This is a genomic window from Streptomyces sp. ISL-66 (genome assembly GCF_018614135.1).
Taxonomy (GTDB): domain Bacteria; phylum Actinomycetota; class Actinomycetes; order Streptomycetales; family Streptomycetaceae; genus Streptomyces.
Window position 1 is genome coordinate 59632 of the sequence record NZ_JAGGOW010000031.1, and the last position, 13916, is coordinate 73547.

The following is a 13916-nucleotide window of genomic DNA, read 5'->3' on the forward strand; positions in this document are numbered from 1 at the left end:
ACCGCCTTCCTACCCCAGGCCGACGGTCGACCAAGCCTTCTGCAGCGCCTGGTGTTCCGGGCCGCCCTCCCCGTACCGGGCCACGGCCGCGGCCACCGTCAGCCCGGCGAAGTCCGCGAAGTCGGCGTTCTGGGCCAGTTCCCCGCCGGTCAGGGTGTCGAACCAGATCTGTCCCGCCCGCTCCCACGCCTTGCCGCCGAGCTCGCTCGCCACGATGTAGAAGGCGTGGTTGGGGATGCCGGAATTGATGTGCACGCCGCCGTTGTCGCGGGAGGTGCGGACGTAGCCGTCCATCGTCGCGGGCTGCGGGTCCTTGCCGAGCTCGTCGTCCTCGTACGCCGTCCCGGGTGCCTTCATCGACCGCAGGGCCATGCCGCTGTCGACGTCCGGCCCGAGCAGTCCGGCGCCGATCAGCCAGTCGGCCTCCTCGGCGGTCTGGGACAGCGAGTACTGCTTGATGAGGGAGCCGAAGACGTCGGACATGGACTCGTTGAGCGCGCCCGACTGGTCGTGATAGGCGAGGTTGGCGGTGTACTGGGTGACCCCGTGGGTCAGCTCGTGCCCGATGACGTCGACGGAGACGGTGAAATCGAGGAAGAGGTCCCCGTCCCCGTCGCCGAAGACCATCTGGCTGCCGTCCCAGAAGGCGTTGTTGTACAGCCGGTCGTAGTGGACGGTGGCGTTCAGCGGCAGGCCGGCATCGTCGATGGAATGACGCCCGAAGGCCTTCAGGTAAAGCTCGAAGGTGGCCCCGAGCCCGGCGTAGGCACGGTTGACGCTGGCGTCCTTGGTGGCGTCCCCGCCTTCGCCGCGGACCTTCTTGCCGGGCAGCCGGGTGTGGTGCTGGGCGTCGTAGACGGTGCGCTCGGGCGTCTCGGAAACCGTTTCGCCCGCGGGCGGGAGGACGGACAGCTGGCGGCGGACGCGGTGCGAGGCGTCCAGCTCCAGGGTGTGCCGGGCGGCGGCCGCGCGGGCGGGGTCCTCGGACCGGGCGATCTTGTCCAGGAGGTGCGGCGGCACCACGGTGCAGAAGACGGGGTGGCGGTGGGCGTGGGAGGCATCCATGCCCGGCAATGTGGCAGTCCGTCACCTCTGTGTCACTAGCAGCGACCATGATTCATTCGGTTGTGTGGACGGAGCTGCCAACCCGAGGGAGGGCAAAATGAGGTGTAGCTCACAAAGAGGGCAAAACGGACCCGTGGGTCTTGCATACTGAAACAGGTCCCCGCGTACGACGCGGCTCGGTTAGGCTCGGCCCATCATGCGTATCGGGCTGCTTCTCCTTAGCTGCCGCGGCGAGGGTCTGTAGTCGTAGGCCGACCCCCTCCCCGCGGAGTTTGGTGTTGCGGTTTTGCGACCGTTGTCGGCCGTCCCAGCGAACTACACGCGGACACGCGAGGAGCCCTACGCCATGAGTCAGCACACTTTTGTCGGTCGCCCCACGCCCATCACCAACGCGACCCACACCCAGCAGCCCTCCGGGATGCCGATCCACAAGTACGGCTCGTACGAGCAGGTGGACATCCCGGACCGCACCTGGCCCGAGGCCCGCGTCACCAAGGCCCCCCGCTGGCTGTCCACGGACCTGCGTGACGGCAACCAGTCGCTGATCGACCCGATGACCCCCGCCCGCAAGCGCGAGATGTTCGACCTGCTGGTGCGCATGGGCTACAAGGAGATCGAGGTCGGCTTCCCCTCCTCCGGCGAGACCGACTTCAACTTCGTGCGCTCCATCATCGAAGAGGGCGCGATCCCGGACGACGTGACGATCTCCGTACTGACCCAGGCCCGCGAGGACCTGATCGAGCGGACCGTGGAGTCCCTGGTCGGCGCCAAGCGCGCCACCGTACACCTGTACAACGCGACCGCCCCCACCTTCCGCCGCGTGGTCTTCCGCGGCTCGAAGGAGCAGATCAAGCAGATCGCCGTGGACGGCACCCGCCTGGTCATGGAGTACGCGGACAAGCTGCTGGGCCCGGAGACGGTCTTCGGCTACCAGTACAGCCCGGAGATCTTCACCGACACCGAGCTGGACTTCGCCCTGGAGGTCTGCGAGGCCGTCTGCGACGTCTGGCAGCCGGCCGAGGGCCGCGAGATCATCCTGAACCTGCCCGCCACCGTGGAGCGCTCGACCCCCTCCACGCACGCGGACCGCTTCGAGTGGATGGCCCGCAACCTGACCCGCCGCGCGCACATCTGCATCTCGGTGCACCCGCACAACGACCGCGGCACCGCCGTCGCCGCCGCCGAGCTGGCCCTGATGGCCGGCGCCGACCGCGTCGAGGGCTGCCTGTTCGGCCAGGGCGAGCGCACCGGCAACGTCGACCTGATCACCCTGGGCATGAACCTGTTCTCGCAGGGCATCGACCCGCAGATCGACTTCTCGCAGATCGACGAGATCCGTCGCACCAGCGAGTACTGCAACCAGATGGAAGTCCACCCGCGCCACCCCTACGCGGGCGACCTGGTCTACACCGCCTTCTCCGGCTCCCACCAGGACGCCATCAAGAAGGGCTTCGACGCCATGGAGGCCGACGCGGCCGCCCAGGGCAAGACCGTCGACGACATCGAGTGGGCCGTCCCGTACCTGCCGATCGACCCGAAGGACGTCGGCCGCTCCTACGAGGCCGTCATCCGGGTCAACTCGCAGTCCGGCAAGGGCGGCATCGCGTACGTCCTGAAGAACGACCACAAGCTGGACCTGCCGCGCCGCATGCAGATCGAGTTCTCGCGGATCATCCAGGCCAAGACTGACTCCGAAGGCGGCGAGGTCACCCCGAAGGCGATCTGGGACGCCTTCCAGGACGAGTACCTGCCCAACCCCGAGAACCCGTGGGGACGCGTCCAGCTGCGCTCCGGCCAGACCACCACCGACAAGGACGGCACCGACACGCTGACCGTCGAGGCGGTCGTGGACGGCGTGGAGACCGTGCTGGACGGCAGCGGCAACGGCCCGATCTCGGCCTTCTTCGACGCGCTGGCCGGCATCGGCGTCGACGCCCGCCTGCTGGACTACACCGAGCACACGATGAGCGAGGGCGCCTCCGCCGTCGCGGCCTCGTACATCGAGTGCGCGATCGACGGCCGCGTCCTGTGGGGCATCGGCATCGACTCCAACACCACGCGCGCCTCCCTGAAGGCCGTCATCTCCGCCGTCAACCGCGCGGGTCGCTGATCCCCGTCCGGCTGACCGGCTAGCGCACGCGCGGTCCGGAACCCCGCTCCTCCTCCCGGAGGGGCGGGGTTCCGCCCCTTTCCGGGGCCCCCGGCTTGGGCGCTCCGGCAGCCTCCGGCAGGCCTCCGGCGGGGGCGTGCGCGGGGGGCGCAGATCGGCCAAGTACGGGGCTCCGGAGGATGTTGTCCTGTCACACTGCTGACGCATCCTCACTGATGTGGCTAACATCACGCCAACCCGGCGATGTTGCCGGAAGGTTACGGAGGTGCGACGTGCTGCCAGTTCGGGGTGGGGACGGCCGGAAGCTGACGGTCTGGGGCATCCGCACCACCTGGAGCACCGTGGGGGACGGGGAGTTCTTCTGCCCCGACTGCGGTGGCGACCGCAATTACCGCCGTCGCACGGGGCGCCGCCGGTTCACCGTCCTCGGGGTGCCGTTGCTGCCGCGCGGGCAGGCCGGTCCCGTCGTCGAATGCCAGGGCTGTCGGGAGCGCTTCTCCACCGACATCCTCGACCACCTCACCACCACCCGCTTCTCCGCCCTGCTGCGCGACGCCGTGCACACGGTGACGCTGGCCGTGCTGGCCGCCGGCGGTACGGCCTCGCGCAGCGCCCTGGAGGCCGCCGTGGGCGCCGTACGGTCCGCCGGGTTCCAGGACTGCACCGAGGAGCAGCTGGAGTCCCTGGTGGACGCGCTGGCCACGGACGAGGGGCGGCTCGGCCTCTACGACGGCCCCGACTGCTGCGGGGCCGCGCTCTCGATCGAGCTGCACGAAGCCCTCGAACCCCTCGCGCCGCACCTGGCCGCGCCGGGGCGCGAATCGATCCTGCTGCAGGGCGCGCGCGTCGCGCTGGCGGACGGCCCGTACATCCCCGCGGAGCGCGAGGTGCTGGCCACGGTGGGCGCGGCGCTGCGGATCGACGCGGACGAGGTGGCGCGGCTCCTGTCGGCGGTCCGGGCGCCGTAGCGGCCGCGCTGACGGCTTCCTGCGCCGTCACGGCGCCCGACCCGGGGCTCGACACAGGCAAAAACGGCACATTTCGAGGTAACAATCCGGCCTCGCGTCCGAAAATCCGCCGCGGAGGCGTTCCGCCCGTGCGGCATGCTTCCGCCATGTGGACAGCCGGAGATGCGTCCGTCCACTTGCGCGCCTGAACGGCGGCGAAGTGTTAACCCGCAGGTCACGCCGTGGGTCCGCCGCGTTCGCGCACCGGGGCTCGATCACTCCGTGAAGCATTGGCCATAGCCCACCTCGGAGTGCCTCCGCCACTGGAGAAACCTCTAGATCTGGCCCCCTGGCGAGTAAACACTTTGTAGAAGTCGACGATATCTGTGAGCGGCCCCACAGGCGTTCAATTCCGGACACACGACGAGACGCCGGCGGTAACGCCGCGGGGCTTCGATTCACGTGAACGCACTGACAACCCTGACGGATCAACGGGATAGCGACCCACTCCGGCCAGGGATAACCAGATTCCTCTCGATTACCTACCTCATTTGAAGGGCAAGGCAGAGATGGCACGTGTCGCCGCACCGCTTTCCGCCACCGGAGAGCAGAGCACGCACCCGGTCGACGAGGTGCTCCCCCTCCCCAAGCTCGCGCTGTACGGCTTCCAGCACGTACTCGCCTTCTACGCCGGTGCCGTGATCGTTCCGATCATCGTCGGTGGAGCCCTCGGGCTCACCACCGAGCAGCTGGTCTACCTGATCAACGCCGACCTCTTCACCTGCGGCATCGCCTCGATCATCCAGGCGTGGGGCATCGGGCGGATCGGCGCGCGGCTGCCCCTGATCCAGGGCGTCACCTTCACCGCGGTGTCGCCGATGATCGCCATCGGCCTCGGAGCGGGCGGCGGGACGGCGGGCCTGCTCGTCGTCTACGGCGCGGTCATCACGGCCGGCATCGCCACCTTCGCCTTCGCCTGGCTGCCCCCCAAGGCCTTCCGTACGGTCATGCGGCTCTTCCCGCCGGTCGTCACCGGCACGGTGATCACCGTCCTCGGCATCGTGCTGATCCCCGTCGGCCTCAACGACGCGGCGGGCGGCGTCGGCAGCCCCGACTTCGGTGACCCCAAGCACTTCGCCTACGCCGGCGGCACGATGCTCTTCATCCTCGTCCTGATGAAGCTCGGCAAGCCCTTCCTCTCCAGCATCTCCATCCTGCTCGGCCTGGTCGGCGGCACCATCGTCGCCTTCCTGCTCGGCGACGCCAAGTTCGGCGACGTGAGCGACTCGGACTGGATCGGCATCACCACCCCGTTCCACTACGGCGCCCCCAAGTTCGCCTGGTTCCCGATCCTGCTGATGCTCATCGTCATGCTGATCACCATGGTCGAGACGACCGGTGACACGTACGCCGTCGGCGACATCGTCGGCAAGGAGATCGACAGCGAGACCGTGGCCCGCGCCCTGCGTGCCGACGGCGCCGCGACCGCGCTGGGCGGCATCCTCAACTCCTTCCCGTACGTGGCCTTCGCCGAGAACGTCGGCCTGGTCCGGATGACCAAGGTCAAGAGCCGGTTCGTCGTGGTCGCCGCGGGTGTCTTCATGATCGTCCTCGGCCTGCTCCCGAAGGCCGCCGCGATCGTCGCGGCCGTCCCGCACGGAGTCCTCGGCGGCGCCGCGACCGTGATGTTCGCCATGGTGGCGCTGGCCGGTATCCAGACGCTGGCCAAGGTCGACCTCAAGGAGGAGAAGAACGCGCTGGTCGTGGGCGTCTCCCTGGCCCTCGCCCTGCTCCCGGCCACCGTCCCGGTGCTCTTCAAGGACCACATGGACGCGGACCTCTCCTCGCTCCTCAACAGCGGTGTGACGCTCGGCGCCACGGCCGCGATCGTGCTGAACCTGATCTTCAACGGCCTGGGCAAGGACACCGCGCACGCCACCCCCCAGGTCACCGCACCCGAGACCGACGCTCCTTCGGTGGAGGCTCCCGCGGCGGAGGCTCCCGCGGCGGACGCGGAAGGTGAGGCCACGGCGGCCATACCGCTCCAGCCGGCCGAGGCCGAGCACGCCGCCCCGACACCGACCGCCTGACCCTCCCCAGGGGGATTTCCCCGCCGGCCTCGCGCCCGGTGCTCCCGTGCCCCGCCCTGTCGGTGGGGTACGGGACAATGGGGCCATGAGTCTGTTCCGCGACGACGGCATCGTGCTGCGCACCCAGAAGCTGGGTGAGGCGGACCGCATCATCACGCTCCTGACCCGCGGCCACGGCCGGGTCCGGGCCGTCGCCCGCGGGGTCCGGCGCACGAAGTCCAAGTTCGGCGCCGGGCTGGAACCTTTCTCCCATGCCGACGTGCAGTTCTTCGCGCGCGGCGGCGAGTTGATCGGCCGCAGCCTGCCGCTCTGCACGCAGACGCAGATCATCGCCCCGTACGGCAACGGCATCGTCACCGACTACGCCCGCTACACCGCCGGCACCGCGATGCTGGAGACCGCCGAGCGGTTCACCGACCACGAGGGCGAGCCCGCCGTACAGCAGTACCTGCTGCTCGTCGGCGCCCTGCGCACGCTCTCGCGCGGCGAACACGCGCCGAACCTCATCCTCGACGCCTTCCTGCTGCGCTCCCTCGCCGTCAACGGCTACGCGCCCAGCTTCGACGACTGCGCGAAATGCGGGCTCCACGGCCCCAACCGGCACTTCTCGGTCGGCGCGGGCGGGGTCATATGCGGCGACTGCCGCGTCCCCGGCAGCGTCGTACCCTCGTCGGAGGCCATCGCCCTGCTCAGCGCGCTGCTGACGGGCGACTGGGGCCACGCCGACGCGTGCGAGCCGCGTCACGTGCGGGAGGGCAGCGGGCTGGTCTCGGCCTATTTGCACTGGCACCTGGAGCGCGGGCTACGCTCCCTGCGATACGTCGAGAAATAGGAGCTGGGCACATGGCACGACGCGGGATTCTGGGACGCTCTCGCCGGGAGTACAAGGTTCCCGAGCCGCACCCGTCCGGTGAGCGCCCGCCGAAGATCCCCGGCGAGTTGGTCCCCAACCACGTCGCGGTCGTCATGGACGGCAACGGCCGCTGGGCCAAGGAGCGCGGCCTGCCGCGCACCGAGGGCCACAAGGTGGGCGAGGGCGTCGTGCTCGACGTGCTCAAGGGCTGCCTGGAGATGGGCGTCAAGAACCTCTCCCTGTACGCCTTCTCGACGGAGAACTGGAAGCGCTCGCCCGACGAGGTGCGCTTCCTCATGAACTTCAACCGCGACGTCATCCGGCGCCGGCGCGACGAGATGAACGAACTGGGCATCCGCATCCGCTGGGTCGGCCGCATGCCGAAGATGTGGAAGTCGGTCGTCCAGGAGCTCCAGGTCGCCCAGGAGCAGACCGTCGACAACGACGCGATGACCCTGTACTTCTGCGTGAACTACGGCGGCCGCGCGGAGATCGCGGACGCGGCGCAGGCGATCGCCCGGGACGTGGCGGCGGGTCGGCTCGACCCCTCGAAGGTCAACGAGAAGACCTTCGCGAAGTACATGTACTACCCGGACATGCCGGACGTGGACCTCTTCCTGCGGCCGAGCGGCGAGCAGCGCACCTCCAACTACCTGCTCTGGCAGAGCGCGTACGCCGAGATGGTGTTCCAGGACGTCCTGTGGCCCGACTTCGACCGCCGCAACCTCTGGGCGGCCTGCTACGAGTACGCCCAGCGCGACCGCCGCTTCGGCGGCGCCGTCCCGAACCAGGGCGAGGGCACCACCGGCTGACCCTGGCGAACGGGGCTGTCCTCAGCCGGTCCGTCAGCCTCGTCGCCTCCGGGGTGGTGCTGTGGGCGCTCTCTCCGTTCGTCCCCCGGCTGACGCCCTGGCCGCTGGCCCGGTCGTTCGGCAGGAAGGCGGCGGTGGCCATCAAAAGCGGGGCATCTCGGCCCCGGCCGACGCCCACGCGCTGCGGGTGATCCTCGACCGGAACCTGCGCAAGCTCTAGGCGGCGGCCGCCGCGCAGTCGGAGCAGGTGCCGAAGATCTCGACCGTGTGGGCGACATTCACGAAGCCGTGCTCGGCCGCGATGGTCTCGGCCCACTTCTCCACCGCCGGGCCCTCCACCTCGACCGCCTTGCCGCACTTGCGGCAGACCAGGTGGTGGTGGTGGTCCCCGGTGGAGCAGCGACGGTAGACGGACTCGCCGTCGCTGGTCCGCAGGACGTCCACCTCACCGGCGTCCGCGAGGGACTGCAGGGTGCGGTAGACGGTCGTCAGGCCCACGGAGTCGCCGCGATGCTTGAGCATGTCGTGGAGTTCCTGGGCACTGCGGAACTCGTCCACCTGGTCCAGTGCGGCCGCGACCGCGGCCCGCTGCCGGGTGGATCGTCCTCGTACTGGCGCGGTATTCGTCTCGCCAGGCGCAGTCGCCACCGGTTCCTCCTCGTCTAGGCCTCGGGCCATTGTGCCAGGCGGCCGGGTGCCCCATGCCTTCAGACTCTGGCGTCCTCCCGCGTGCAGACCTCTTCGGCGGCCCGCGCGGCCTTCGCCCGGCGCCGGGCCAGCGGGGTCGACACGGCCGTCATGACCATGAAGACGGCGATGGCGAGCAGCACGATCGTGCCGCCGGACGGGGCGTCGATGTAGTACGTGGCCGCCGTGCCGGAGAGCGAGACCAGGACGCCGATCACCATGGCCACCGACAGCGTGGCGGTGAATCCCCGGGTGACGCGCTGGGCCGCGGCGACGGGGATCACCATCATGGCGCTGACCAGCAGCAGGCCGACGATGCGCATCGCGACGGTGACGGTGACGGCGGCGGTGACCGCCATCAGCAGGTTCAGCAGGCGCACCGGCAGGCCGGTGACCCGGGCGAACTCTTCGTCCTGGCAGACGGCGAACAGCTGACGGCGCAGGCCGATGGTGACGGCGATGACGAACAGCGCGAGGACCACGACCGCGGTGATGTCCTCCGCCGAGACGGTGGTGATGGACCCGAACAGGTAGCTGGTCAGATTGGCCGTGGAGCCGCCCGGAGCCAGGTTGATGATCATGACGCCGCCGGCCAGGCCACCGTAGAAGAGCATGGCGAGCGCGATGTCCCCGCTGGTCTTGCCGCGGGAGCGGATCAGCTCCATGCCGACCGCGCCGATGACGGCGACGAGCGTGGCCATCCACACCGGGCTCGTGTTGAGCAGGAAGCCGAGCGCGACACCGGTCATGGCCACGTGCCCGATGCCGTCGCCCATGACGGCCTGGCGGCGCTGCACGAGGTACGTGCCGATCGCGGGGGCCGTGATGCCGACCAGGGCGGCCGCGATCAGGGCCCGCTGCATGAAGGCGTAGTTCAGGAGGTCCATCAGCTCAGCAGTCCCGTCCGCAGGGGCTCGGCGTCGTGCGCCGCGTGGGGGTGTACGTGGTCGTGGCCGGGCAGTGCGTGCTGCCCGAGGGCCTGCGGGGGCGGGCCGTCGTGCGTGACGCAGCCGTCGCGCAGGACGACGGCACGGTCGATGAGCGGTTCCAGCGGGCCCAGCTCGTGCAGGACGAGCAGGACGCTGGTGCCGGCCACGACCTGGCTGCGCAGGGCGTTCGCGAGGACCTCCTGGTTGGCCAGGTCCACGCCGGCCATCGGCTCGTCCATGATCAGCAGCTCCGGCTCGCCGGCCAGCGCGCGGGCGATGAGCACCCGCTGGTGCTGGCCGCCGGAGAGAGCGTTGACGGAGGCGTCGGCGTACGAGCCCATGTCGACCAGGTCCAGCGCCCGCTCGACGGCGGCCTTGTCGGCCTTGCGCAGGAACCCGAAGCGGGTGCGCGCGAGCCGGCCGGCGGAGACGACCTCGCGGACGGTGGCGGGGACCCCGCTGGCGGCGGTGGTGCGCTGCGGGACGTAGCCGATGCGGGACCAGTCGCGGAAGCGGGTGAAGTCCGTACCGAACAGCGACAGCTCGCCGCCGGACAGCGGGACCTGGCCCACCACGGCGCGCACGGCCGTGGATTTGCCGGAGCCGTTGGCGCCGAGCAGCGCGACGACCTCGCCGCGGCGGACGGCGAGGTCGATCCCGCGCAGCACGGGGCGCGAGCCGAGCGAGGCGGTGGCCCCGCGCAGGGATATGACGGGCGGCTCGGCCGCCGTCGAGGTGTTCGCGGACTCCATGGCTCGCGCCTCCGTTGCTGCTACTGCTGCCATTACTTGTCGCCGAGCGCCTTCTGCAGGTTCTTCAGGTTGGACCGCATGACCTCGAAGTAGTCGGCGCCCTGGGACTTGTCCGTGAGCCCCTCGAGGGGGTCCAGGACGTCGGTCTTCAGGCCGGTGTCGGTCGCGAGGGTCTTGGCCGTCTTGTCGCTGGCCAGGGTCTCGAAGAACACCGTCGTCACATTGTCCTTCTTCGCGACGCCCTGGAGCTCCTTCATGTGGGCGGGGCTCGGTTCGGACTCGGGGTCGACGCCGGAGATGCCCTCCTGGTCGAGGCCGTAGCGCTCGGCGAGGTAGCCGAAGGCGGAGTGGGTGGTGATGAAGGTCTTGGAGGCCGTGTTCTTCAGGCCGTCCTTGAAGTCCGTGTCGAGCTTGCCCAGTTCGGCGAGCAGCTCGTCCGTGTTCTTCTTGTAGTCCGCCGCGTGGTCGGGGTCGGACTTCTCCAGGGCCGCGCCGACGCCCTTGGCGATCTCCGCGTACTTGACCGGGTCGAGCCAGACGTGCGGGTCCTCGCCGGCCTCGCCGTGGCTGTGGTCGTGGCCGTCGGCGGCGCCCTCCGCGCCCTCGCCTTCCTCGCCCGCGTGGTCGTGGCCGGAGGTGCCGTGCACCTCCAGCTTGGTGAGGGTGGCGGCGTCGACGACGTTCTTCACGCCGGACTGGGCGACGGCCTTGTCGACGGCGGGCTGGAGAGACCTGAGGTACAGGACCACGTCGGCCTCGCCGAGCTGCGCGGTCTGCTTCGGGGTGATCTCCAGGTCGTGCGGTTCCACCCCGGGCTTGGTCAGGGTGGCGACCTTCACGTGGTCCTTGCCGATCCGCTCGGCCAGGAACTGCATCGGGTAGAACGACGCCATCACGTCGAGCTTGCCGTCCTTGCCCCCCGTGGGGCCGGCGGCGCCCGAGCAGGCGGTGAGGGCCGTGGCGGCGAGGGCAACGGCTCCGGCGAGGGCGGCGGTGGGTATGAGGCGTCGTACGTTCATGACATCCATTTTCATCAAAGATGGAAACGATTGTCAAAAAGGCTGGTGAGAAGGGTGCGGAGCGGCCGTGGGCGGGGTCCCGATTTGAACGGGAGGGTGCGGGCGCCGGTAACCTTGAGGCTTCGCCGTTCGTCCTCGTAAATGAAGAGAGCACCGTGGCCGCCGACAAGATCGAAACCATCGTCAGCCTGAGCAAGCGCCGTGGCTTCGTTTTCCCGTGCAGTGAGATCTACGGCGGCTCCAAGGCCGCCTGGGACTACGGCCCGCTCGGTGTCGAGCTCAAGGAGAACATCAAGCGCCAGTGGTGGAAGGCGATGGTCACCGGACGTGAGGACATCGTCGGCCTCGACTCCTCCGTGATCCTGGCCCCCGAGGTCTGGGTGGCCTCCGGTCACGTCGGGACCTTCTCGGACCCGCTCACCGAGTGCACCTCCTGTCACAAGCGCCACCGCGCCGACCACCTGGAAGAGGCGTACGAGGCCAAGCACGGCCGTGTGCCCGCCAACGGTCTGGCCGACATCAACTGCCCCAACTGCGGCGTGAAGGGCCAGTTCACCGAGCCCAAGCAGTTCTCCGGCATGCTGGAGACCCACCTCGGCCCCACCCAGGACACCGGCTCCAAGGCGTACCTGCGCCCCGAGACGGCCCAGGGCATCTTCACCAACTTCGCCCACGTGATGACCGCCTCGCGCAAGAAGCCCCCGTTCGGCATCGCGCAGGTGGGCAAGTCCTTCCGCAACGAGATCACCCCCGGCAACTTCATCTTCCGTACCCGCGAGTTCGAGCAGATGGAGATGGAGTTCTTCGTCAAGCCGGGCGAGGACGAGCAGTGGCAGGAGTACTGGATGCAGGAGCGGTGGAACTGGTACCGCGACCTCGGCATCCGCGAGGAGAACATCCGCTGGTACGACCACCCGAAGGAGAAGCTGTCCCACTACTCGAAGCGCACCGCCGACATCGAGTACCGCTTCAACTTCGGTGGCAATGAGTTCTCCGAGCTCGAAGGCGTGGCCAACCGCACCGACTTCGACCTCAAGGCGCACTCCGCCGCCTCCGGCCAGGACCTCGTCTTCTTCGACCAGGAGTCCAAGGAGCGCTACACCCCGTACGTCATCGAGCCGGCGGCCGGCGTCAACCGGGCCATGCTCGCCTTCATGCTCGACGCGTACAACGAGGACGAGGCCCCGAACGCCAAGGGCGTCATGGAGAAGCGCACCGTGATGCGCCTCGACCCGCGCCTGGCCCCGGTCAAGGTCGCCGTCCTGCCGCTGTCCCGCAACGCGCAGCTGTCGCCGAAGGCCAAGGGCCTCGCCGCCGACCTGCGCAAGTTCTGGAACATCGAGTTCGACGACGCGGGCGCCATCGGCCGCCGCTACCGCCGTCAGGACGAGATCGGCACGCCGTTCTGCGTCACCGTCGACTTCGACACCCTCGACGACAACGCGGTGACCGTGCGCGAGCGCGACACCATGAAGCAGGAGCGCGTCTCCCTGGACCAGATCCAGAGCTACCTCGGCAGCCGCCTGCTCGGCTGCTAGGCCCCTGTGACAGACGGCTGTGGCCCGGTGCGCATCGCGCACCGGGCCACAGCCGTCTCCGGAGCCGCTCAGGCGGGCGCGGCGCTGCCGGCGGTGGCGGCGGTGGCGGACGCCAGGGCCGCGGCCCTGGCTTCGCCCTCGGCCTGGGTCCGCTTGGAGAACCGGATGGTCCAGAAGATCAGCGAGACCAGGACCCCGTAGATGAGGACCGGGCTGAGCACGACCATCGTGTCGACGCTCAGCAGGAACGCCAGCGCGACGCGCAGGCAGGCCTCGGCGAGGTAGGCGATGCCCCAGACGGTGGTCATCCGTCGCATCGCGCTGCGAAAGCCGGGGTACTGCCACAGGCCGTTGAAGTACGCCACGCCCTCCGTGGTCCCGTCCGTGCCGAACTTCCGGCCGAAGTAGAACATCAGCGGCCGGGGAGCGAACAGGGTGGCGATGCAGAGCACGCCGAACAGTCCCGTCACCCCCGAGTCCTTGATGAGCAGGGCGCGGGCCGAGTGCGCGCCGATCAGCGTGACGAGTGCGGTGATCACCAGGAAGACGAGAGTGACCACGGCGAACTCGTCGACCTTGCGGCGCCAGGCGAGGTGGACGACGGAGTCGACCACCGGCCAGGCACCGCTGAGCAGGAGCGCGGCGAACTCGCTCCAGCCCCGGTCGGTGAGCATGTTGTACGTGAGGATGGGCGCGACCACATTGAAGCCGATGGTCAGGATCCAGCCGATCGCGGCGGCGGCTCCGGACCGGGCCGGCGGCCCGGACTGTGCTGCCGGTACTTCCTGAGCGGACAAAGTTCCCCCTGAAACAGACCTGATGGTGTGCGGTAAGGGGAACGTAAGAACGCGGTGGGTGCCCGGCAAGGGCCCTGGCGTCCAAAATGATGATCAAGCCGTCCGGAGTGGCCGGTTCCATGCGTCAGGCGCGAAGACCCCGGATGACCAGGGCGGTGACCGCCTCGAACTCGGCGGTGATGCTCGGCGAGGCCCGGTCCGCCGCGTACTGCCAGGAGTAACCGGCACCCGGCCCGCCGCAGCCGCCCGGTCCGCCCCGGAGGTCCGGCCCGCGCAGCCGTCCGCCCGCCGCAGCCGCCCGCCGCAGCCGTCCGGGC

Annotated in this window: 12 protein-coding genes and 1 pseudogene; 6 read left to right on the plus strand and 7 right to left on the minus strand. The window is 69.5% G+C overall.

The annotated features are described in order from the left end of the window. Positions 1 to 9 precede the first annotated feature (9 nt). Positions 10 to 1065 carry a M4 family metallopeptidase gene (locus J7E97_RS06540; protein WP_215023351.1) on the minus strand — a complete coding sequence of 352 codons (1056 nt, stop codon included), beginning with the start codon at positions 1063 to 1065 and terminating at the stop codon, positions 10 to 12. A 346-nt stretch (positions 1066 to 1411) separates the two neighbouring features. On the opposite strand from J7E97_RS06540, the gene leuA reads away from it, so the two are divergent. The 5 genes from leuA to J7E97_RS06565 all read left to right on the plus strand — a co-directional run bounded on the left by leuA (position 1412) and on the right by J7E97_RS06565 (position 7877). Continuing rightward, positions 1412 to 3175, plus strand: coding sequence for a 2-isopropylmalate synthase (gene leuA, locus J7E97_RS06545; protein ID WP_215023353.1), 1764 nt, complete (start codon positions 1412 to 1414; stop codon positions 3173 to 3175). Between the two features lie 272 nt (positions 3176 to 3447). Further along, complete coding sequence (locus J7E97_RS06550; RefSeq protein ID WP_215023355.1) at positions 3448 to 4143, plus strand: TerB family tellurite resistance protein; 696 nt, start codon at positions 3448 to 3450, stop codon at positions 4141 to 4143. Positions 4144 to 4691: 548 nt separating this feature from the next. Beyond that, positions 4692 to 6212, plus strand: a complete 1521-nt coding sequence (locus tag J7E97_RS06555; protein WP_251053956.1) for a nucleobase:cation symporter-2 family protein — start codon at positions 4692 to 4694, stop codon at positions 6210 to 6212. 85 nt (positions 6213 to 6297) lie between these two features. Continuing rightward, the gene (gene recO / locus J7E97_RS06560) at positions 6298 to 7044 is read left to right on the plus strand and encodes a DNA repair protein RecO (protein WP_215023357.1); all 747 of its coding nucleotides are present in this window, start codon (positions 6298 to 6300) and stop codon (positions 7042 to 7044) included. A gap of 11 nt (positions 7045 to 7055) precedes the next feature. Beyond that, positions 7056 to 7877, plus strand: coding sequence for an isoprenyl transferase (locus tag J7E97_RS06565; RefSeq protein ID WP_215023359.1), 822 nt, complete (start codon positions 7056 to 7058; stop codon positions 7875 to 7877). 216 nt (positions 7878 to 8093) lie between these two features. Here J7E97_RS06565 and J7E97_RS06570 read toward each other — a convergent pair whose 3' ends face one another. From J7E97_RS06570 to J7E97_RS06585, 4 genes are read right to left on the minus strand one after another with little or no spacing between them, the layout of a single operon-like run. Further along, positions 8094 to 8525, minus strand: coding sequence for a Fur family transcriptional regulator (locus tag J7E97_RS06570; RefSeq protein ID WP_215023361.1), 432 nt, complete (start codon positions 8523 to 8525; stop codon positions 8094 to 8096). Between the two features lie 59 nt (positions 8526 to 8584). Continuing rightward, a complete protein-coding gene (locus J7E97_RS06575; RefSeq protein ID WP_215023363.1) occupies positions 8585 to 9451 on the minus strand; it encodes a metal ABC transporter permease in 867 nt (288 codons plus the stop codon). Then, positions 9451 to 10245 carry a metal ABC transporter ATP-binding protein gene (locus tag J7E97_RS06580; RefSeq protein WP_215023365.1) on the minus strand — a complete coding sequence of 265 codons (795 nt, stop codon included), beginning with the start codon at positions 10243 to 10245 and terminating at the stop codon, positions 9451 to 9453. The genes J7E97_RS06575 and J7E97_RS06580 overlap by 1 nt, the downstream gene beginning before the upstream one ends. Before the next feature lie 32 nt (positions 10246 to 10277). Continuing rightward, the gene (locus J7E97_RS06585) at positions 10278 to 11264 is read right to left on the minus strand and encodes a metal ABC transporter substrate-binding protein (protein ID WP_215023367.1); all 987 of its coding nucleotides are present in this window, start codon (positions 11262 to 11264) and stop codon (positions 10278 to 10280) included. Between the two features lie 155 nt (positions 11265 to 11419). Here J7E97_RS06585 and J7E97_RS06590 point away from each other — a divergent pair, with 155 nt between their 5' ends. Continuing rightward, positions 11420 to 12802, plus strand: a complete 1383-nt coding sequence (locus J7E97_RS06590) for a glycine--tRNA ligase (protein WP_215023368.1) — start codon at positions 11420 to 11422, stop codon at positions 12800 to 12802. A 68-nt stretch (positions 12803 to 12870) separates the two neighbouring features. Here the strand turns inward: J7E97_RS06590 and J7E97_RS06595 are convergent, their stop codons facing one another. Both J7E97_RS06595 and J7E97_RS06600 read right to left on the minus strand, forming a co-directional pair. After that, entirely contained in the window at positions 12871 to 13599 is a 729-nt protein-coding gene (locus J7E97_RS06595; protein ID WP_215023370.1) for a VC0807 family protein, read from the minus strand. Between the two features lie 124 nt (positions 13600 to 13723). After that, positions 13724 to 13916 (minus strand): annotated as a pseudogene (locus J7E97_RS06600) (TetR/AcrR family transcriptional regulator); the annotation flags it as partial.

Coding starts and splice junctions, on each gene's coding strand:
- J7E97_RS06555 (WP_251053956.1), top strand. CDS start 4,692: ATGGCACGTGTCGCCGCACCGCTTTCCGCCACCGGAGAGCAGAGCACG.
- leuA (WP_215023353.1), top strand. CDS start 1,412: ATGAGTCAGCACACTTTTGTCGGTCGCCCCACGCCCATCACCAACGCG.
- J7E97_RS06565 (WP_215023359.1), top strand. CDS start 7,056: ATGGCACGACGCGGGATTCTGGGACGCTCTCGCCGGGAGTACAAGGTT.
- recO (WP_215023357.1), top strand. CDS start 6,298: ATGAGTCTGTTCCGCGACGACGGCATCGTGCTGCGCACCCAGAAGCTG.
- J7E97_RS06580 (WP_215023365.1), bottom strand. CDS start 10,245: ATGGAGTCCGCGAACACCTCGACGGCGGCCGAGCCGCCCGTCATATCC.
- J7E97_RS06540 (WP_215023351.1), bottom strand. CDS start 1,065: ATGGATGCCTCCCACGCCCACCGCCACCCCGTCTTCTGCACCGTGGTG.
- J7E97_RS06575 (WP_215023363.1), bottom strand. CDS start 9,451: ATGGACCTCCTGAACTACGCCTTCATGCAGCGGGCCCTGATCGCGGCC.
- J7E97_RS06585 (WP_215023367.1), bottom strand. CDS start 11,264: ATGAACGTACGACGCCTCATACCCACCGCCGCCCTCGCCGGAGCCGTT.